Origin of the sequence: Alteromonas mediterranea DE (assembly GCF_000020585.3) — a bacterium.
In the GTDB taxonomy this organism is placed as follows: Bacteria; Pseudomonadota; Gammaproteobacteria; order Enterobacterales; family Alteromonadaceae; genus Alteromonas; species Alteromonas mediterranea.
Genome location: NC_011138.3, coordinates 2,609,616 through 2,628,577, shown reverse-complemented (window position 1 = coordinate 2,628,577; position 18,962 = coordinate 2,609,616). Strand labels below are relative to the sequence as shown.

Genomic DNA, 18,962 nt, shown 5'->3' with positions numbered 1-18,962 from the left:
CATCTAGTTTATTTAATTTAACGACTTGATGTACGCTTTTACCACGTCAGCGACAAACGCTTGGCAATCTTTCGCTGTAGTGGGGTCATATTCACCGTGATTAGTAATATTATTTGATAACACGCGGATACCTAAAAACGGTGTGTGGTATGCATGGGCAATTTGCGCGGCTGCAGAGGTTTCCATCTCTTCAACACTAGTGCCCATATTTTTGTGTAACCAAGCTATTCTGTCTATCTCGTTATTCCAAAAGTTGCCGCTGCCAATAGTACCTGTCACAACCTTACCCCGTTTATATGACGAAGAAAGTGATGAAGCCAGCGCAATCAGCGTCTTATCACCAAGGTAAAATCGTAGCTTTTCAGCGTCTTTCGCGCTACTGCCTTCACCAGCACTTTTCTCTGAGGCCATAAGATCCATAGGTAGCCATTGAAATGGCTTTGAACCTTCACCCTTAGCAAGTTTTTGGGTTTTAAAGTTTGATGCGTTCACGCTGCGTTCGCCAAGGACTATATCGCCTACGTTTAAATCTGGGTCATGACCACCTGATGTACCTTGGTTAATGATAAGACGTGGACGGTATCTTTCTATACCTATTGCTGTGGCGGCTGCCGTATTTTCAAGTCCTTTGCCGGTTTTCGCCACGACGATAGGGTAGCCGTCTAATGTACCTCGGTAGAATACGGCATTGCCCGAATACTCAATGTTTACATTGTCTAAAAGCGCGGCGAAATATTCCGCTTCTATGGGCATAGGGCCTTGTATCATAATAGGTTGTAAAGGTACCACTTGGGAGCTTACCTCTGTACTCTTCATTGCAGTTTGTACAGTCGTGTTTCCCCACACTACGCCTGTAAGCATTAACGCTAGTGTGATTACCTTTATCGAGTAACGGAAAATGTTTTTAATACTGTTCATGCTTATCCTTGTTATTATCGCTCTGACTAATTATCAGTTAGGTATATATGTAGCGGTTTTGGCGCTTTAGATTAAAGAATAAAAACGCCCGATTGCTTATTTTTTGGCGTGTGCTGAAGTATCAGCAGATTTTAGGCAAAAAAAAGCGAAGCATTTGCTTCGCTTTAATACCCGAGTGGTTTTATTCCACTTCAACAATTTTCAATGTGTTCGTTGCGCCCACTTTTTCCATCTCATCGCCGTAGGTTAAGATGATGCTGTCGCCACTTTCGACTAACCCTTTCTCTTTTAGCGAAGCAATGACGTCGTACTTCAGTTTACCCGGCTCGCTGTTTGATGAGTCAAAGTAAACAGGCTTAACGCCGCGGCAAAGTGCCATAGTATTAAGTGTTGACTCGTGACGAGACATCGCAATGATTGGAAGCGACGTAGTAATGCGCGACATTAAGGTTGGCGTAGTGCCGCTTTCCGTTAAGCCTACAATCGCTTTAACGCTTGAAAGGTGGTTTGCCGCGTATACTGCAGACAGTGCAATTGACTCGCTCGTTGATGAGAACTGCTGATCCATGCGGTGCTTAGAAATCTTCACGCTTGGGTGAGTTTCTGCGCCTTCACAAACACGGGCCATTGCAGCAACAGTCTCAATAGGGAAGTTACCCGCAGCGGTTTCAGCAGAAAGCATGACGGCATCTGTACCATCTAGTACAGCGTTTGCTACATCCATTACCTCAGCACGTGTTGGCATAGGGCTATCGATCATCGACTCCATCATCTGGGTCGCAGTAATAACCACTTTATTTAACTGACGTGAACGGGCGATAAGTTTTTTCTGAACGCCAACAAGTTCTGCGTCTCCAATTTCTACACCCAAATCACCGCGAGCTACCATTACAGCATCAGAGGCTACGATAATATCGTCCATGGCTTCGTCAGAAGCTACGGTTTCAGCACGTTCAACCTTTGCACAAATTTTTGCGTAGCAACCTGCAGCTTCTGCAAGCTCCCGTGCGTAGTTTAGGTCTGCTCCGCTACGCGGAAACGATACCGCTAGATAGTCAACGCCAATTTTAGCGGCCGTTTTAATGTCTTCTTTATCTTTTTCAGTAAGCGCATCGGCAGAAAGACCACCGCCTTGACGGTTAATGCCTTTATTGTTTGAAAGTTTACCACCTACCGTTACTTCGGTAATTACTTTACGACCTTCAACACCGGTTACTCTTAATTGAATGCGACCATCGTCAAGAAGCAAGATATCACCCGCAGAGACATCATCAGGTAGGGCTTTATAGTCGATGCCTACCTGGTTAATATCGCCTTCGTCTCGCCCTAGCTCAGCGTCGAGAATGAACTTCGCACCTACCTCCAAACGAACAGCGCCTTCAGCAAAGCGTGCAACACGAATTTTAGGGCCCTGCAGGTCACCTAATATTGCTACATACTTTCCTAAGTTCTTCGCTGCCTCGCGTACGCGCTTTGCACGCTCGATGTGATCTTCAGCCTGGCCGTGGGAAAAGTTCATGCGCACCGTATTTGCGCCGGCGGCTATTAACGCCTGAATTTTTTCTAAAGAGTCGGTTGAAGGTCCTAGGGTGGCAAGAATTTTCGTTCTTCTGGTCATGTGATTCCGTCGCTGTTTCTAAGTTAGAAAAGACAAAGAGTGATAGGCAGTGCTTCTTAACGGCACGCCTGTAATCGCTTTACGTAATTTTATTACAGAATAATAGTTTAATTTGACAAAAATGTGAATGAAATAAAGAAAAACGCCTAACTGGCTCGACCAGTTAGGCGTTTTCGTTATATTTATAAGCCTATTATTTGTACGGTGATAAAACCTACAATGATCAGTTACGGCTAACGCTAATCGCCACGCTTTTCGTAGCGAGATCCACGCAGTGTGTCTTTCACGCGCTTTAGGTTTTCTCTGAATTTATTACCACGACGCAGGGTAAAGCCTGTTGCCAGCACGTCGATAAGCGTCAGTTGGGCAATGCGTGATGCCATCGGCATGTACATGTCCGTGTCTTCAGGCACCTCTAGAGATAGCACATAGCTACACTCTTGCGCTAAAGGGCTTTCCGCAGAAGTAATGCCCACAACGGTGGCGTCGTTCATGCGCGCTATCTGGGCAATCTCGACCAAACTTTTTGTGCGTCCCGTGTGACTAATAAGTACAACTACGTCGCCGGCTGAACAGTTCATGCAGCTCATTCGCTGCATCAGAATATCTTCAAAGTAAACAACAGGTACATTGAAGCGGAAAAACTTATTAAGTGCATCGTGAGCAACTGACGCTGATGCGCCAAGCCCAAAGAAAGAGATTTTCTGTGCTTGGGTAAGCAAGTCGACAACGCGATTGACGACATTAACATCAACTGACTGGCGCGCTACTTCCAGCGATGCCATAGTCGATTCGAATATTTTATTAGTATATTCGTCTGGACTGTCGTTTTCATCAACGTGTCGGTTAACATAAGGCGTGCCGTTAGCTAGGCTCTGCGCTAAATGTAATTTAAAGTCTGGAAACCCTTTTGTGTCGAGTCTTCGACAGAATCGATTTACGGTCGGTTCACTAACATCCGACATCTTAGCGAGGGTTGCTATACTAGAGTGAATGGCAGTTTGAGGGTTAGCGAGAATTACTTCTGCTACCTTCTTCTCTGATTTACTGAACGCGGCTTGATTTTGTGTAATTTTTTCTAAAATGTTCATACATATATAGCAATTAGTTGGCACAATTTATTGTAAGGTACAGGGGTAATAGTACCCAATGTGACGACTGTGACAAGAAAAATGTAATTTTTTGACAATTTTTGTTGTTTCTAACAGGGTAAATGCAGGTAAACTTAAGGAAACTGTAAAGAATCAGATCCTATAGTTGGTTCAAGTTGTAATTTTACTACATTTGGTGTTAACTATACGGTAAAAATAGTCGTTGGTGTTGTAAATAACTGTACAATACACCGCGAACACATACATTTAAAAGGTCGACGAATATGGTATTGGATAATTCCTACGAACCCTGTGATTTTGTGCTTTTTGGTACGCTGGGAGATCTTTCACGACGCAAGTTATTGCCTTCTTTATATCAGCTTGAGAAAGCGAACTTGATGCACCCAGACACCACCATTGTTGGTGTTGCGCGTCAAGAGATGGAGCTGGACACGTATATAGAAGAAGTGCACGCTAACTTGGTTAAGTTTGGCGAAAAGAACCTGTGTGAAGAAACTTGGGAGCGCATGAAAGCTCGCTTGCATTATGCCTGCGTCGACATGAAAGATGTTGGTAGCTACTGTGTTCTCGACGACCATGTTAACCCAAACCGCACCATGGTGTGTTACTTAGCAACACCTCCTGCTATATACGGCGATATATGCCGTGGTCTGCACAGCTGTAAAATCATCGATTCAAGCGTACGCGTTGTACTTGAAAAACCAATCGGTCACGATTTGGAATCGTCAAAAGTTATCAACGAACAAGTGGCTGAGTACTTCGATGAAAAACAAATTTATCGTATAGACCATTACCTAGGTAAAGAGACCGTTCTTAACCTAGTGTCACTGCGTTTCGCAAACTCTATTTTCGCGACAAACTGGGATCATAACTGTATTGACCATGTTCAAATTTCAGTCGCTGAATCAGTGGGTATTGAAGGTCGTTGGGGTTACTTTGATGACGCAGGTCAAATGCGTGACATGGTTCAAAACCACTTACTTCAAATCTTGAGCTTGGTAGCAATGGAGCCGCCAACTACGCTTGACGCTGACAGCATTCGTGACGAAAAGCTGAAAGTGCTTAAGGCGCTGCGTTCTATCAATTCGTTCAATATTAACGAAAGCACGGTTCGCGGTCAGTACACCTCTGGCTTTGTGAAGGGCGAGGAAGTACCTGGGTACCTTGAAGAAGAAGGTGCCAATACGCAAAGTAAAACAGAAACCTTTATTGCGATTAAAGCCGAGATCGACAACTGGCGTTGGGCGGGTGTGCCGTTTTACCTACGCACCGGTAAACGTATGCCAACCAAGGTGAGTGAAGTTGTTATTTACTTCAAGCGTCAGCCGCACAACTTATTTGGCGATAGCTTTAAAAACCTTCCGCCGAATAAACTGGTTATTCGCTTACAGCCTGACGAAGGTGTTGAAATCACCGTAATGAACAAAGTACCTGGCTTAACCAGTTCAGGCTCTATGGACCTTCAAAAATCTAAGCTTAACCTAAGCTTCTCTGAGGCGTTTGCCGATGAGCGCATTCCTGATGCGTATGAGAAACTGCTGCTTGAAGTTATGCTAGGTAATCAGGCGCTATTCGTACGCCGAGATGAAATCGAACAGGCCTGGACATGGGTAGATTCAATCCTCGAAGCGTGGAAGCAGTCAAGCGAGCCACCAGAGCCTTATCAAGCAGGCACATGGGGTCCGGTTGACTCTATTGGCCTTTTAGCTAGAGAAAATCGCAGCTGGTACGAAAGTAAAACAGGGAAGAAAAAATAATATGGCATTAACAACTCTATCATTTGAAACACCTGACGCACTTACCGACGCCTTTGCGCAAGACTTGGTAAGTATTTTAAAAACAGGGATAAAAACTCGTGGTCGTGCATCGCTTATCGTGAGTGGTGGTCGTACGCCTCTTGCGCTTTTCAAGCAGCTAAGCGAAACCGAACTTGAGTGGGATAAGGTTGATGTAACGCTTGCCGACGAACGCTGGGTTGAAGAAGGTCATGAGGCCAGCAATACCAGCTTAGTAAAAAATAACTTAATTCAAAATAAAGCCGCAGCAGCACGTTTTATCGAACTTAAAAGCGATGCTGATGATGCAAATGAAGGCGTGAATGCTGCTGAGTCTAACTTAGCTAGTATGTCGCAGCCTTTTGATGCATTAATTCTTGGCATGGGGGAAGACGGTCACACTGCATCGCTTTTCCCTTGTTCTGAGCAAGTACTTGACGGTTTAGATATGAGCAGCGGCAGAACCTGCATTGCTGTTCAACCTACAACAGCACCTCATCAACGTATTTCATTAACGCTGCCTGCGTTACTTAATAGTCGAAATATCTTTTTGCATTTAACGGGCGAAAAGAAGAAGCAAGTATTGCTTGACGCTATTGACAATGCCACCGAAGCGCAAAAGCCCATCACAGCCGTTGTTAACCGAGCGCCGGTTACCTTGATGTGGGCGCCATAGGAGACAAACATGAATCCAAAAATTGCTGAAGTTACGCAACGAATTATCGAGCGTAGTAAAGAGACGCGTAAAGCGTACTTAGAAAAAATCGAAGAAGCACGTCGTCAGGGGCCTCATCGTGGCGTGTTGTCATGTGGTAACCTTGCCCATGGCTTTGCTGCCTGTGGGACGAGTGAAAAATCCGATCTTCGCTCAATGACAAAAGCCAACGTGGCTATTGTGTCTGCATACAACGATATGCTTTCTGCGCACCAGCCTTACGAAACTTACCCTGCGCTTATTAAAGACGCCGTGAAAGAAGTAGGCAGTGTTGCTCAGTTCGCGGGTGGTGTGCCTGCAATGTGTGATGGTGTTACCCAAGGTCAGTCTGGTATGGACTTGAGCCTAATGAGTCGTGACAACATTGCTCAAGGCGCGGCTATCGCACTTTCGCACAACATGTTTGATAGCACATTGATGCTAGGTATTTGCGATAAAATCGTACCTGGTCTACTAATGGGTGCACTTACCTTTGGTCACCTACCAACAGTATTTGTGCCAGCCGGCCCAATGCCATCGGGTTTACCAAACAAAGAGAAAGCGCGGGTTCGCCAAGAATTTGCAGAAGGCAAAGTAGGCCGTGATGCACTACTTGAAGCAGAGTCTCAGTCTTATCACTCTGCAGGGACCTGTACTTTTTACGGTACCGCGAACTCTAACCAGTTAGTGGTTGAAATGATGGGCTTGCACTTACCTGGCTCTTCATTTGTTAACCCAGGCACGCCGTTACGTGATGCACTAACAAAAGCCGCTGCTGTTCAAGCAACGCGCCTAACAGATCTTGGCGATAACTACACGCCAATCGGTCATATTGTCGATGCTAAAGCGATTGTAAATGGCCTTGTTGGTCTATTAGCTACAGGTGGTTCAACTAACCACACGATGCACCTTATTGCTGTTGCTCGTGCCGCTGGCTATATCGTGAACTGGGATGACTTCTCAGATATTTCAAACGCTGTTCCTTTGCTTACCCGTATTTATCCTAACGGCTCTGCAGACATTAACCACTTTGTGGCTGCGGGCGGTATGGCGCTGCTTATCAAACAGCTGCTTGATGCTGGACTTCTTCACAACGATGTAAAAACGATTGTGGGTGAAGGCTTAGATTTCTACACCAAAGAGCCTGTGCTTAAAGACGGTGAACTAAAATGGCGCGATGGCCCAACTGAATCACTCGATAAAGAAGTACTTGCAACGGTAGAGCAACCGTTCAAACCTGATGGTGGTTTAAGCGTGCTCGACGGTAACCTTGGCCGAGGCGTAATCAAAACGTCAGCGCTACCTACACCACATTGCACTATTAAAGCGCCTGCGGTTGTTTTTGAAGATCAGTTTGAACTGGATGACGCGTTTAAATCTGGCAAGCTAGATAAAGACTGCATTGTTGTTGTTCGCTTCCAAGGCCCATCAGCGATTGGTATGCCAGAGCTTCACCGCTTGACGCCTCCGCTAGGCGTGCTGCAAGATCGTGGCTTTAAGGTTGCGCTTGTTACAGACGGACGAATGTCTGGTGCGTCAGGTAAGGTACCAGCTGCAATCCACGTGACTCCAGAAGCGTATAAGGGCGGCCTACTTGCTAAAGTGCACGAGGGCGACATTATAGAGCTAAACACAGAAACTGGTGCGCTTACCTTACATGTCGATGAAGAAACGCTAGCTGCTCGTGAAGCTGCGCCTGCTAGCTTGGCTAAACACCATGTTGGTATGGGACGCGAAATGTTTGCAGGTATGCGAGCCATTCTAACTGGCGCTGAAGAAGGTGCGTGTTCACTGTTTTACACGCAGGAGCAAGCGTAATGAGTCAGAAGTTTGTGGCTGATGTTGGCGGAACGAACATTCGTGTTGCGAGAGTAACCGACTCAGGTGTCGCTGACATTAAAAAATACATGTGTAACGACTTTGCCAGCATTGATTTAGCTATAGGACAATACTTTGCTGACATGCCGCAATACAACTTTACTCAAGGTTGTATTGCCATAGCTTGTCCGGTACTTGGCGATCAGGTCGAAATGACCAATCACAGCTGGGCATTTTCACAAAATGCCTTGCGCACTCAGCTTAAGTTAGACGCATTATTTGTGATAAACGACTTTACTGCGGTAGCGCACTCCTTGCCTGTATTAGGCGAAGACCAAGTCGTTCAAATTGGTGAAGGCATAGCGAAAGAAAATGGCAATATTGCTGTTTTCGGGCCTGGGACGGGATTAGGTGTTGAGCACATCACCATGACCTCGTCAGGCTGGCAAACCCTGGATGGTGAGGGCGGTCATGTCGATTTTGCTCCCGTTGATGAGACTGATGTAGTGGTATGGCGTCATCTACAAACAACATTAGGCCGAGCGTCTGCTGAAGAAGTCATGTCTGGCCGTGGTTTACACAACATCTATACCGCGTTAGCTAACGATGCGTCTGCACCGGTAGCATTTACTGAGCCAGCGCAAATCACCGAAGCTGCACTAAACGGAACCTGCAAGATAGCAGAAGCCACTTTAACGCAGTTCTGTCGCATAATGGGAAGCTTTGCAGGTAATCTAGCCCTTAATATGGCGACAACAGGCGGTATCTTCATTGGTGGTGGCATTGCCAACCGTTTCCCTGAGTTTATTCAAAACAGTGACTTTAGAGCGCGTTTTGAAGCAAAGGGGCAAATGAAGCATTACGTGAAAGACATTCCCACCTTTTTAATTGCAGAGCCTGATCATGGTCTATTAGGTGCGGCTGCATATCTGAATCAAAATACAGCGAGCTAAATTATGACATCGAAATGGAAAACCTCTCCAGAGGAAATTTTTGCGGCCGGCCCAGTTGTACCTGTGTTGGTTATCAATGACGTAGAAAAAGCGGTACCTCTGGCGAAAGCGCTAATGGAAGGTGGTATCAAAGTGCTAGAAGTAACCTTACGTACACCAGCGGCCATTGACGTGATTAAGCGAATTGCCGATGAAGTGCCTGATTCTTTAATCGGTGCAGGTACGGTAACTAATGCACAACAGCTAAAAGCTGTTGTTGAAGCCGGTGCTAAGTTTGCTATCAGCCCGGGAATGACTGCAGACCTGCTTAAAGCGGGTATGGATGCGGATATTCCTCTCATTCCGGGTATTTCTTCAACGTCTGACCTGATGAAGGGTAAAGATGCGGGTTATACTCACATGAAATTCTTCCCTGCAGAAGCATCAGGTGGCGTAAAGGCGATTAAGTCTATCAGTGGCCCTTTCCCTGATGTGACATTCTGCCCAACAGGCGGTATTGGTCCGAACAACTACAACGATTACCTAGCGCTTAAAAACGTGAAGTGCGTAGGTGGTTCGTGGTTAGCACCTGATGATGCAATCGAGTCAGGTGACTGGGCGCGTATCACTCAACTGGCTAAAGAAGCCGTTGCTGGTGCTAAGCAATAAACCAAGTATTGCTTCGACATTTTAAAAAAACCTGCCTTGCGGCAGGTTTTTTCTTTTTAGCTATTAAGAACGTATAAAACGTTATTTTACCAACCCAAACTATCTATAGCCAAACACTTGTATACGCAAACTTTAGACGTTGGCTTATCGTGGAACGATAGTTTGTTTCAGCGTGTGGCACTCGCTAGGTGCTAACGTTTTCCCTTGCGTTAATGATGTCTCTACGCACAGCATATGCTTGTAACCAAACGGGTCCATGTCTGAAATAGAGGCGGCACTTTGCCATGGGTTCCATACTACAAGTGAGTCATTACCCTCAGAAACGACTTGAGTAAAAGCATTACCGTCCACTTCAATGTCGGCCGTTTTGATTGGCGCTAAGTGAATGCGGTCAGTTTCACCGGTAATGGCGTAAGGGGTGGGTGTTGCTTTTAACGCCCAGTTATCCAGTTTATCTTTGTACTGGCCTTCAATACCACTAATTAGCGTATGTTGAATATGGTCAACATGGAAATAAGTGTGAAGCGCACAGTTAAATTCGAAAGGTGCCACGCCGGTATTTTCAGTAATTAAAGAGATGTCCATTGTATTGCCCACCTTGATCACCATGGACACGTTACACTCATTTTCAAAGCCATCTGCCCGTGTAAAGCTTGGTGACAATTCGATGGTTGTGCCGCTATCGTCGTCTTTTGAATCAATCAACTTCCACACTTGGGTTCTTAAAAAGCCATGGGAGGGAAGGGCACCTTTTTCCCGCCCGTGGTCGTCACTGAACCACGGCCAGCAAACGGGAATACCGCCGCGAATTGGCCGCTCTCCGTTTAAATAGGCGTGAGGGCTGACCCAAAGGCGTTCTTTATCATCGCTTTTAGGTACATAAGACAAGATATGGCCGCCAAACAGGCTTATTCGCGCCGTGGCTAATGCGTTATCGACATCTAAAAAGGTAAGTCCATTAGACTCGCTAACAGTGACTGAACTAACGGGTGGCATAAGCCCTCCTTGGACGAATAAAGAAACAGGTAAAGAAAAAGCGACAGGAAAGCTCTTGGGCGAATTAAAACTAAATAGCAAATAACCCAAGTATCGCTTTTGTTAAGTTTTAGTAATGACTAAGACCACTTAAAACAAAAAAGGTGCAAACGCAGTGTTTACACCTTTAGATTAACTCAACTTTAAAGCAAATAGTTTAACTATTTGATCTAAATTTTATTAATTATTTGGAAATGTGCGCTACAAGGTCTAGAACCTTGTTTGAGTAGCCCCATTCGTTGTCGTACCAAGACACTAACTTAACGAAAGTGTCTGTTAGCGCGATACCGGCTGTAGCATCGAATACTGACGTACGTGCATCGCCTACAAAGTCATTCGATACAACAGCGTCTTCGGTGTAGCCCATGATACCTTTAAGCTCGCCTTCTGATGCGTCTTTCATCGCCGCGCAGATTTCATCGTAGCTCGCCGCTTTTGCTAGGTTAACAGTAAGGTCAACCACTGAAACGTTTGGCGTAGGTACGCGGAAAGCCATGCCTGTTAGTTTGCCATTAAGCTCAGGAATTACTTTACCTACTGCTTTTGCTGCACCCGTTGATGACGGAATGATGTTTTGACCCGCACCGCGGCCACCACGCCAGTCTTTCATTGAAGGACCGTCTACCGTTTTCTGCGTTGCTGTAGTCGCGTGAACCGTTGTCATAAGACCATCAACAATACCAAACTTGTCGTTTAGTACTTTCGCTAGCGGTGCAAGGCAGTTAGTGGTGCACGACGCATTAGAAACGATAGTTTCGCCAGCGTAGCTTTCTTGGTTAACGCCCATAACAAACATTGGCGTATCATCTTTAGAAGGCGCAGACATTACTACTTTCTTCGCGCCCGCTTCGATGTGCTTAGCTGCTGTTTCTTTAGTCAGGAACAGACCTGTTGATTCAACAACCACGTCTACGTCAACTTCATTCCACTTAAGTGCCGCTGGATCTCTTTCAGATGTAATACGGATAGTTTTACCGTTTACAACTAGGTTATTGTTATCTACTGTTACTTCACCGTCGAATAAACCGTGAGTCGAGTCGTACTTCAATAGATAAGCAATGTAGTCTGTGTCTAGCAAGTCGTTAATAGCTACAACTTCGATGTCGTTGCGCTCTGCTGCTGCACGCATTACTAGGCGACCAATACGGCCAAAACCATTGATACCGATGCGAATTGTCATAACGTACCCCGATTGTTTAAATGAAATGAAAATAAATTACGTAAAGTATGGATCAAAATGCCATAATTAGCAAAATAAATTGCTAAAGTGTTGCAAAATTACGAATTAATGCTATTGCAATCGTATTCAGATATCGCGAAGCCCTTGTTTCTAGAATAATGTTAAAAATTTGTATGTAGACGTATCTTGCTGCTTCAGCCTTTGCGTCTTTCACCGAATAACAGGAATGACACACCATGACACAACAACTTCTGCAACAACTGGTTGAAATGCGGGGAATAGAAACCCAATACGTAGACGCATGGGGAAAACCAGCAACCATCGCAGAATCAAGCAAAGCGAAATTGCTCAATACACTTGGCTATGACACCAGCAGTGACGAAAAAATTCAGTCACAAATTACACAAGATATAAAGTCGGTGTGGTTGTCGCCACTAAATCCTGTTCAGGTGGTGCGCAACACTCAAGAGATCAATCTAGCCGTGCGCTTACCTATTGAGTTGGTAAACGATGTACACACCCTAACTGTTACCTGTGAAGCGGGTAACGTACTTACTCATGACTTCACGCCGGTTGACCAAGAAATGACAACCATGGCGCACATTGATGATGTTGAATTTCATGAATACGTTGTAACGCTACCTTTAGATTTGCCGTTGGGATATCACGATGTCGCACTAAGTGCCGATGACGATGAATTTGCCCGCTCTCGCATTATTGTTGCACCAGAAGCCTGCTACACGCCGAATGAAATTAAAGAAGGCAAGAAAATATGGGGCCTAAGCGTACAGTTATATTGTGTGCGTAGTGAAAATAACTGGGGGATTGGTGACTTCTCGGACCTTTCTCAACTTATTGAAAAAGCAGCGGGCGTTGGAGCAGACTTTATTGGCTTAAATCCTATTCACGCCTTATACCCAGCGAACCCAAATGCATGCTCTCCTTATGGTCCAAGTTCTCGCCGCTGGTTAAATTACCTGTACATCGACGTTACGTCGATTGAAGGCTACGACGACACATCAGTGCAAACAATAGTGAACGATGACGAGTTTACCGCTACTTTAGAGCATGCGCGCAATGTAGAGCATGTGAACTACGAAGCCGTAGCACATATTAAGTTAGCCGCGCTTAAGGCTGTATTTGAAGTGTATGAAGCCAAATACCTTCGTAAGAACACAAAGCAAAACAAAGCATTCAAAGCGTTTGTTGAAGCAGGCGGTGAAAGTTTAGATATGCTTGCGGTGTATGATGCGCTGCAATCTCACCTTAAGGGTGAGGGGAAAGAAAGTTGGGGGTGGCCTGTATTCCCAGAAGAGTTTAAAGATTATCACAATCCAGCCGTCGCTAAATTTAAGCGCGCCAACGAACACGAAGTGAAATTTTACTTGTTCTTACAATGGATTGCTGCGCAACAGCTAGAGCAGGCGAGCAACAAAGCCAGTGATGCTGGCATGACCATTGGCTTGTATCGCGACCTAGCGGTAGGTGTTAGCGAGGGAAGCGCGGAGATTTGGGGCAATAAAGACCTTTACTGTACTGATGCCAGTGTAGGCGCGCCACCAGATATTTTAGGCCCCCTTGGTCAAAACTGGGGTCTTCCACCAATGGACCCGCACAAATTATATGAACAAGGCTATCAGCCCATTATCGACTTATTTGCTTCTAACATGGCGTCATCAGGTTCGCTACGAATCGACCACGTAATGGCGCTTCTGCGATTATGGTGGGTCGTTAAGGGTGACGATGCAAAAGAAGGCGGTTATGTTTACTATCCGGTAGATGATTTGTTAGGCATTCTTGCGCTAGAAAGTCATCGTAACCAAAGCCTTGTAATTGGCGAGGACCTAGGCACAGTACCTGAAGAGATTCGCAGTAAGCTTGCTGAAAATGGCGTGTATTCGTATCGCGTTTTCTTCTTTGAGCAAGCCGAAGACGGCGGTTTCTTCTCGCCAAGTCACTATCCGGTTCAGTCGATGTCGACGTTAACCACTCACGATATGCCCACACTTATCGGGTACTGGCATTGTTTAGATTTAGAATTAGGCAAAGAGATTGGGCTGTATCCAACAGAAGAAATCCTGCAAATCTTGTATACAGACCGTCACAAAAATAAGCAGGCTATTCTAGATACCTTGCACGGGCATGGTTCAATTAGCGATAGTATCAGTCACAATGTTAATTTTACGGGTATGAACCGTGAATTAAACAACGGAATGCAGGTACACATGGCAGGGGGCTCTAGTGCTCTGCTCAGTCTTCAATTAGAAGACTGGCTGGAAATGGACAAGCCAGTTAATATCCCTGGTACTTTTGACGAATATCCTAACTGGCGTAGAAAGCTGACAGAGAATATCGAGTCGATGTTCGAAAGACATGATATAAACGAATTAGCATCTAAACTTACTCATGCAAGAAAGCAAGCCAGCCAAGGTTAAGCTTTCACTATTAAAAAAATGTTAATAGGCAGTTGCCTAGTTAACTTAATCGAGTAAGATAAAGTATCACAAGGGTGCTTTTGATAGAGCTTAAACACATAAAGACGTGCTTAAGCTCTCAATTCAACCCGCTGCCATGCGGGTTTTTACTAGGAGTAGCGAATGCATTTAGCGCAGCAGTTCGAACAAGTAACATGTTCCCAACCATTTTCTCATCTTGGCGTCATTGCCAGTCAACAAGGTGCAATGCTTCGTGTTTGGTGTCCTGACGCCAGCGAAGTAACGATTAAATGGGAGAATTCTGCGCTAGCTGATCGAGTTATTAAATCGGACAATGCGAATGGCTTATTTGAAGCGTCACTTCCCGCTGAGTACAACGGTGAAATTTACCGCGTAGTCGCTAATAAGGGGAGAGGGGATAATGGTTATATCGACCCTTATCAATTTACTGAACAGGCTTACCATGCCGTACATTATATCGATAGCACGCCAGCAAATTTGTACGAACAAGCGGGTGCGCAGTTAATTGATATCTCTACACCACAGGGCAAGACGGTAAGTGGCGTGAGGTTTTGTGTATTTGCGCCAAATGCAAGCGCGGTATCACTCATTGGCGATTTCAACCAGTGGGACGGACGTACTCACCCGATGGAGAAAACGTCGATGGGGTATTGGGTGCTCTTCGTACCCGAGCTCACTGAAGGCGAACGCTATAAATATCATATCAAAGACGCCAATGGTCATGATTTACCGCATAAAGCTGACCCCTTAGGATTCTGTGCTGAGCAGTATCCTTCTCATGCGTCGAAAATTTATAATCACCGTTCCTACCAGTGGAGCGATAGTGATTGGATGGAAAATCGCAAGGGGGATAAATACGCCAGCCCTATGAGCATTTATGAGGTTCACTTAGGCTCATGGAAACGACCTGACGCTGCTACAGAGGCGCGGTATCTTACCTATAAAGAACTTGCCGATGATTTGATTGGTTACGTTAGCGATATGGGCTACACCCATGTGGAACTGCTACCAATATCAGAGTTTCCTTTCGACGGCTCGTGGGGATACCAACCGGTAGGTATGTTCGCGCCTACCAGTCGGTTTGGCAATCCAGATGACTTCAAATACTTTGTCGATAAATGTCACCAAGCCGGCGTGGGCGTTATCATCGATTGGGTACCTGCTCATTTTCCTGAAGATGGACACGGTCTGGCAAGGTTTGACGGTTCGTGTGTGTATGAATATGAAGACCCTCGTAAAGGCTGGCACCCAGATTGGAACTCATGTATCTATGACTTTGGCAAAGATACCGTTCGTCAATTTTTAGTTGCCAATGCTCTTTACTGGCTTGACAAGTTTCACGTGGACGGACTTCGGGTTGATGCGGTAGCGTCTATGCTTTATTTAGATTACTCCCGCAACGAAGGCGAGTGGATCCCGAACGTTGACGGCGGTAATGAAAATTACGAAGCGATAAGCCTGCTTAAATGGATGAACGAGGAAGTATACAAGCACTTCCCAGACGCTATGACTATAGCGGAAGAGTCCACGTCATTTCCCAAAGTATCTCGCCCTGTTTTCGACGGTGGCTTAGGCTTTGGCTTTAAATGGAACATGGGCTGGATGCACGACTCGCTGCACTACATTGCAAAAGACCCTGCATATCGGAATTACCACCACGGTGATATCACGTTTAGCATGGTTTATGCCTTTGATGAAAATTTTGTTTTACCCATTTCCCATGATGAAGTCGTACATGGTAAAGGCAGCATGCTACATAAGATGCCGGGCGATGAGTGGCAACAAGCCGCTAATTTGCGCTGTTACGCAGGTTTCATGTATGGCCATCCAGGCAAGAAGCTTAACTTCATGGGTAACGAACTGGCGCAAGCACGGGAATGGAATCACGATAGCAGCTTAGACTGGCACTTGCTTGACTTCGAAAAGCACGCAGGTATCCAAGCGCTGTATAAGGCGTTAAACCATTTGTACACCTCCACCCCAGCCCTTTATGAACAAGATCATGACCCGGCGGGTTTTGCGTGGCTTGATCACAGCAATGCGGATCAAAGCGTTGTGTCGTTTGTTCGCACTTCAAAAGATGCAAAGCAAAAAGTCTACGTGGTGTCTAACTTTACGCCTGTCCCGCGCAAGAACTTTAGAATTGGTGTGGATGAAGCCTGCACGTTGACGCTGGCGCTGAACACCGACGATGGGGTTTATTGGGGTAGCAACTACGAAGTCGTTGCCAACACAACCGCACAACTTGTTCCGTGGAATGATCGTAGACATTCAGTAGAGATAACCTTACCGCCACTTGCTACGGTGTTTTACGTTGCTGATTTGAGTGAATAAGCTTAGCTAAATAATAAGTCGAGAACGCTGTGAAAGAGATACAAAACGCTGCGCCAATTAAACAAAGTGGAATGGGAAAAGCGTTCCCTCTTGGCGCCACAATTACACAAGAAGGCTGTAATTTTGCTGTTTATGCCCCCGATGCAAAAGCGGTGGTGTTGTGCTTCTTTAATAGTGATACAGAAGAAGCGCTAGATGAGTTCCCGTTACCCGAAAAAACAGGCGATGTGTGGCATGGCCTGTTTACTGGCGTAAGCGCCGGGCAGTACTATGGTTACCGGGTTGAGCGCAATGAAGCTGGTTTGCACTCAGTACCTACAGACAAATTGCTGATAGACCCCTATGCGAAAAAAATAAGCCGTGCAATAAAGTGGGACGCGCGACGATACAAGCATGACTCTCAATTTATGACCCCCAAGTGTATTGTCATCGACGACAGTGATTACGCTATCAGTCACGCCAGTGCACCAGTCATCCCTAAACACAAACGGGTTGTGTATGAGGCTCACGTTAAAGGGCTTACCAAGCTTCACCCCGGTGTTCCTAAAGAGCACAGGGGGAAGTTTATCGGGGCGGCGCATTCAAGCGTTATTAAACACCTTAAAGCGCTGGGTATCACAACAGTACAATTTATGCCGCTGTGTTCATTTATGCCAGAACCCTTCATCACCGATAAGGGATTAACGAATTACTGGGGTTATAATCCGGTAAACTTTTTCGCGCCTGAACCTCGCTATGGTGTGTCAGATGCCCTGGTCGAGTTAAAGGAGATGGTTGATGCTTATCACAGCGCGGGGCTTGAAGTCATCGTCGATGTGGTATTTAACCACACGGCAGAGGCAGGCAATGGCGGCCCTATTTTATCGTATAAAGGGTTTTGCCCGTATCAAGCGTATTTACTTGAGCAGACTAAAACCGGAGAACTGGTGTATTCCAACCATTCAGGCTGTGGCAATACGGTGAACACCGCGCAACCTTTCATGATGGGCCTTATTCTCGATGCGATGCGCCATTGGGTTACGGTCATTGGGGTTGATGGCTTTAGGTTTGATTTAGCCGTATGCTTGGGCCGAGAGCCGCAGGAGTACAATAAAAAGTCAGGACTGCTACGCGCAATAAGTAGCGATCCAGTGTTGCGAGATAAGGTTTTACTTGCTGAGCCGTGGGACATTGGCCCAGGTGGTTATCAAGTGGGTAATTTTCCTTCTCCGTGGCTAGAAGTGAACGATAAGTACCGCGACACGGTTCGCGCCTTTTGGCGCGGCGATGACGGTGTAACGGCAGACTTTGCTACCCGGCTGATGGGCTCCAGAGATATATTCCACAAAGGCCATCGACATATTAGTACCTCGGTAAATAACGTAACCTACCACGATGGTTTTACGCTACACGATATGGTGACTTATGCCGAACGTCATAATCTCGATAACTTAGAAGACAACAGAGATGGCCACGGCCATAACCTCTCGGCAAACTATGGCGTTGAAGGCGAAACCAACGACGAATCGATTATCGACATGCGCGAACGTCAAAAGCGAAACCTTTTTGCTACGCTAATATTTTCTCAGGGTACACCTCACATTCTTGGGGGAGATGAGCTAAGTCGCACTCAAAACGGCAATAATAATGCGTACTGCCAAGATAACCCTATTAGCTGGTTAAACTGGGAGATGAATAAGCGTAAACAAGACTTTCTGCGCTTCTGCCAATACGCTATTCGGTTGCGTCAGTCGTCTACCTTGTTAAGTGAGTTAAAGCTTCATGATGATGCATTCACACTGTCTCGAAACGTGAAGGAAATCAATTGGTATAAGCCGGATGGTTCTGATAAAGCATCTGAAGACTGGAATGTGCATCACAACAAAGCGTTTGGCGTTGAAATTAAAGGTTGTATCGTGGGCGACCAAAAACCAGAACACTGGTTTTTATGCGTAAATGCCAGTGAAAACGACGTGCGGTTTCACTTGCCTTCCGTGCTTCCTAAAGGGGGGTGGACGATGCATCTTGATACGCGCTATAACTCTCTTGAAGAACAACCTTCAATTTGTATACAAAAGGTGTTTTTACAAGCAAGCAAATCGCTCACGTTATTTAGCTTTGCGCATTTTTCCGGTTGAGAGACTGTTTTACAAACGTAGTCAGCGTCACTGAATGTATGTTTTATAATAACGCAGGTGAATCGGGCGCTAAACGAGAGGTTTAAAGGGCGCTATGAAATTTTTGTAGCCCACTCTTTACCTTTGTATTATTTTTGTACAGGCGTGATTCAAAAGCGCGAAATAGGTTGTGTAAATAAAGCTTAATTCGCCTGCTCAACCTGATTACCTTTACCGTTGGTGGCATTTACACCAGTGCGCACTAAATTATTAGGTTTGACTGTTCTTTATTCTTTCAGGTGGTATCATGCGCAGCCATCTGAAA

13 protein-coding genes are annotated in these 18,962 nt (G+C 45.6%); 8 read left to right on the top strand and 5 right to left on the bottom strand.

Annotation, left to right across the window (positions count from 1 at the left end; all coding sequences use genetic code 11):
* Positions 1-12: 12 nt before the first annotated feature.
* The 3 genes from MADE_RS11680 to MADE_RS11670 all read right to left on the bottom strand — a co-directional run bounded on the left by MADE_RS11680 (position 13) and on the right by MADE_RS11670 (position 3,627).
* Positions 13-861 carry a 5'-methylthioadenosine/S-adenosylhomocysteine nucleosidase gene (locus MADE_RS11680; RefSeq protein WP_414631217.1) on the bottom strand — a complete coding sequence of 283 codons (849 nt, stop codon included), beginning with the start codon at positions 859-861 and terminating at the stop codon, positions 13-15.
* A 238-nt stretch (positions 862-1,099) separates the two neighbouring features.
* On the bottom strand, positions 1,100-2,536 hold the full coding sequence (gene pyk, locus MADE_RS11675; RefSeq protein ID WP_012518798.1) for a pyruvate kinase: 1,437 nt from the start codon (positions 2,534-2,536) through the stop codon (positions 1,100-1,102).
* 239 nt (positions 2,537-2,775) lie between these two features.
* On the bottom strand, positions 2,776-3,627 hold the full coding sequence (locus tag MADE_RS11670) for a MurR/RpiR family transcriptional regulator (protein ID WP_012518797.1): 852 nt from the start codon (positions 3,625-3,627) through the stop codon (positions 2,776-2,778).
* A gap of 284 nt (positions 3,628-3,911) precedes the next feature.
* Here MADE_RS11670 and zwf point away from each other — a divergent pair, with 284 nt between their 5' ends.
* From zwf to MADE_RS11645, 5 genes are read left to right on the top strand one after another with little or no spacing between them, the layout of a single operon-like run.
* On the top strand, positions 3,912-5,405 hold the full coding sequence (gene zwf, locus MADE_RS11665; RefSeq protein ID WP_012518796.1) for a glucose-6-phosphate dehydrogenase: 1,494 nt from the start codon (positions 3,912-3,914) through the stop codon (positions 5,403-5,405).
* A 1-nt stretch (position 5,406) separates the two neighbouring features.
* Positions 5,407-6,099: a 6-phosphogluconolactonase gene (gene pgl, locus MADE_RS11660; RefSeq protein WP_012518795.1), complete on the top strand. Its 693-nt coding sequence runs from the start codon at positions 5,407-5,409 to the stop codon at positions 6,097-6,099.
* Positions 6,100-6,108: 9 nt separating this feature from the next.
* Entirely contained in the window at positions 6,109-7,935 is a 1,827-nt protein-coding gene (gene edd, locus MADE_RS11655; RefSeq protein WP_012518794.1) for a phosphogluconate dehydratase, read from the top strand.
* Entirely contained in the window at positions 7,935-8,888 is a 954-nt protein-coding gene (glk, locus tag MADE_RS11650) for a glucokinase (protein ID WP_012518793.1), read from the top strand. The genes edd and glk overlap by 1 nt, the downstream gene beginning before the upstream one ends.
* A gap of 3 nt (positions 8,889-8,891) precedes the next feature.
* The gene (locus tag MADE_RS11645) at positions 8,892-9,536 is read left to right on the top strand and encodes a bifunctional 4-hydroxy-2-oxoglutarate aldolase/2-dehydro-3-deoxy-phosphogluconate aldolase (RefSeq protein ID WP_012518792.1); all 645 of its coding nucleotides are present in this window, start codon (positions 8,892-8,894) and stop codon (positions 9,534-9,536) included.
* A gap of 144 nt (positions 9,537-9,680) precedes the next feature.
* On the opposite strand, the gene MADE_RS11640 is transcribed toward MADE_RS11645, so the two are convergent.
* Entirely contained in the window at positions 9,681-10,532 is an 852-nt protein-coding gene (locus MADE_RS11640; RefSeq protein ID WP_012518791.1) for a D-hexose-6-phosphate mutarotase, read from the bottom strand.
* A gap of 223 nt (positions 10,533-10,755) precedes the next feature.
* Entirely contained in the window at positions 10,756-11,751 is a 996-nt protein-coding gene (gene gap / locus MADE_RS11635; RefSeq protein WP_012518790.1) for a type I glyceraldehyde-3-phosphate dehydrogenase, read from the bottom strand.
* 236 nt (positions 11,752-11,987) lie between these two features.
* Here gap and malQ point away from each other — a divergent pair, with 236 nt between their 5' ends.
* The 3 genes from malQ (at position 11,988) to glgX (ending at position 18,658) form a co-directional block, all read left to right on the top strand.
* A complete protein-coding gene (malQ, locus tag MADE_RS11630; RefSeq protein ID WP_012518789.1) occupies positions 11,988-14,186 on the top strand; it encodes a 4-alpha-glucanotransferase in 2,199 nt (732 codons plus the stop codon).
* 162 nt (positions 14,187-14,348) lie between these two features.
* Positions 14,349-16,541 (top strand): 1,4-alpha-glucan branching protein GlgB, encoded by a 2,193-nt coding sequence (glgB, locus tag MADE_RS11625; protein ID WP_012518788.1) that lies wholly within the window; start codon positions 14,349-14,351, stop codon positions 16,539-16,541.
* Positions 16,542-16,612: 71 nt separating this feature from the next.
* Positions 16,613-18,658 carry a glycogen debranching protein GlgX gene (glgX, locus tag MADE_RS11620; RefSeq protein WP_041912772.1) on the top strand — a complete coding sequence of 682 codons (2,046 nt, stop codon included), beginning with the start codon at positions 16,613-16,615 and terminating at the stop codon, positions 18,656-18,658.
* The last annotated feature ends 304 nt before the right edge of the window (positions 18,659-18,962 follow it).

Bases quoted from the DNA above. Each gene is read 5' to 3' on its own strand.
- MADE_RS11670 (WP_012518797.1), bottom strand. From the start codon at position 3,627: ATGAACATTTTAGAAAAAATTACACAAAATCAAGCCGCGTTCAGTAAA.
- MADE_RS11640 (WP_012518791.1), bottom strand. From the start codon at position 10,532: ATGCCACCCGTTAGTTCAGTCACTGTTAGCGAGTCTAATGGACTTACC.
- glgB (WP_012518788.1), top strand. From the start codon at position 14,349: ATGCATTTAGCGCAGCAGTTCGAACAAGTAACATGTTCCCAACCATTT.
- glk (WP_012518793.1), top strand. From the start codon at position 7,935: ATGAGTCAGAAGTTTGTGGCTGATGTTGGCGGAACGAACATTCGTGTT.
- glgX (WP_041912772.1), top strand. From the start codon at position 16,613: ATGGGAAAAGCGTTCCCTCTTGGCGCCACAATTACACAAGAAGGCTGT.
- MADE_RS11680 (WP_414631217.1), bottom strand. From the start codon at position 861: ATGCTTACAGGCGTAGTGTGGGGAAACACGACTGTACAAACTGCAATG.
- pgl (WP_012518795.1), top strand. From the start codon at position 5,407: ATGGCATTAACAACTCTATCATTTGAAACACCTGACGCACTTACCGAC.
- zwf (WP_012518796.1), top strand. From the start codon at position 3,912: ATGGTATTGGATAATTCCTACGAACCCTGTGATTTTGTGCTTTTTGGT.
- pyk (WP_012518798.1), bottom strand. From the start codon at position 2,536: ATGACCAGAAGAACGAAAATTCTTGCCACCCTAGGACCTTCAACCGAC.
- MADE_RS11645 (WP_012518792.1), top strand. From the start codon at position 8,892: ATGACATCGAAATGGAAAACCTCTCCAGAGGAAATTTTTGCGGCCGGC.
- gap (WP_012518790.1), bottom strand. From the start codon at position 11,751: ATGACAATTCGCATCGGTATCAATGGTTTTGGCCGTATTGGTCGCCTA.
- edd (WP_012518794.1), top strand. From the start codon at position 6,109: ATGAATCCAAAAATTGCTGAAGTTACGCAACGAATTATCGAGCGTAGT.
- malQ (WP_012518789.1), top strand. From the start codon at position 11,988: ATGACACAACAACTTCTGCAACAACTGGTTGAAATGCGGGGAATAGAA.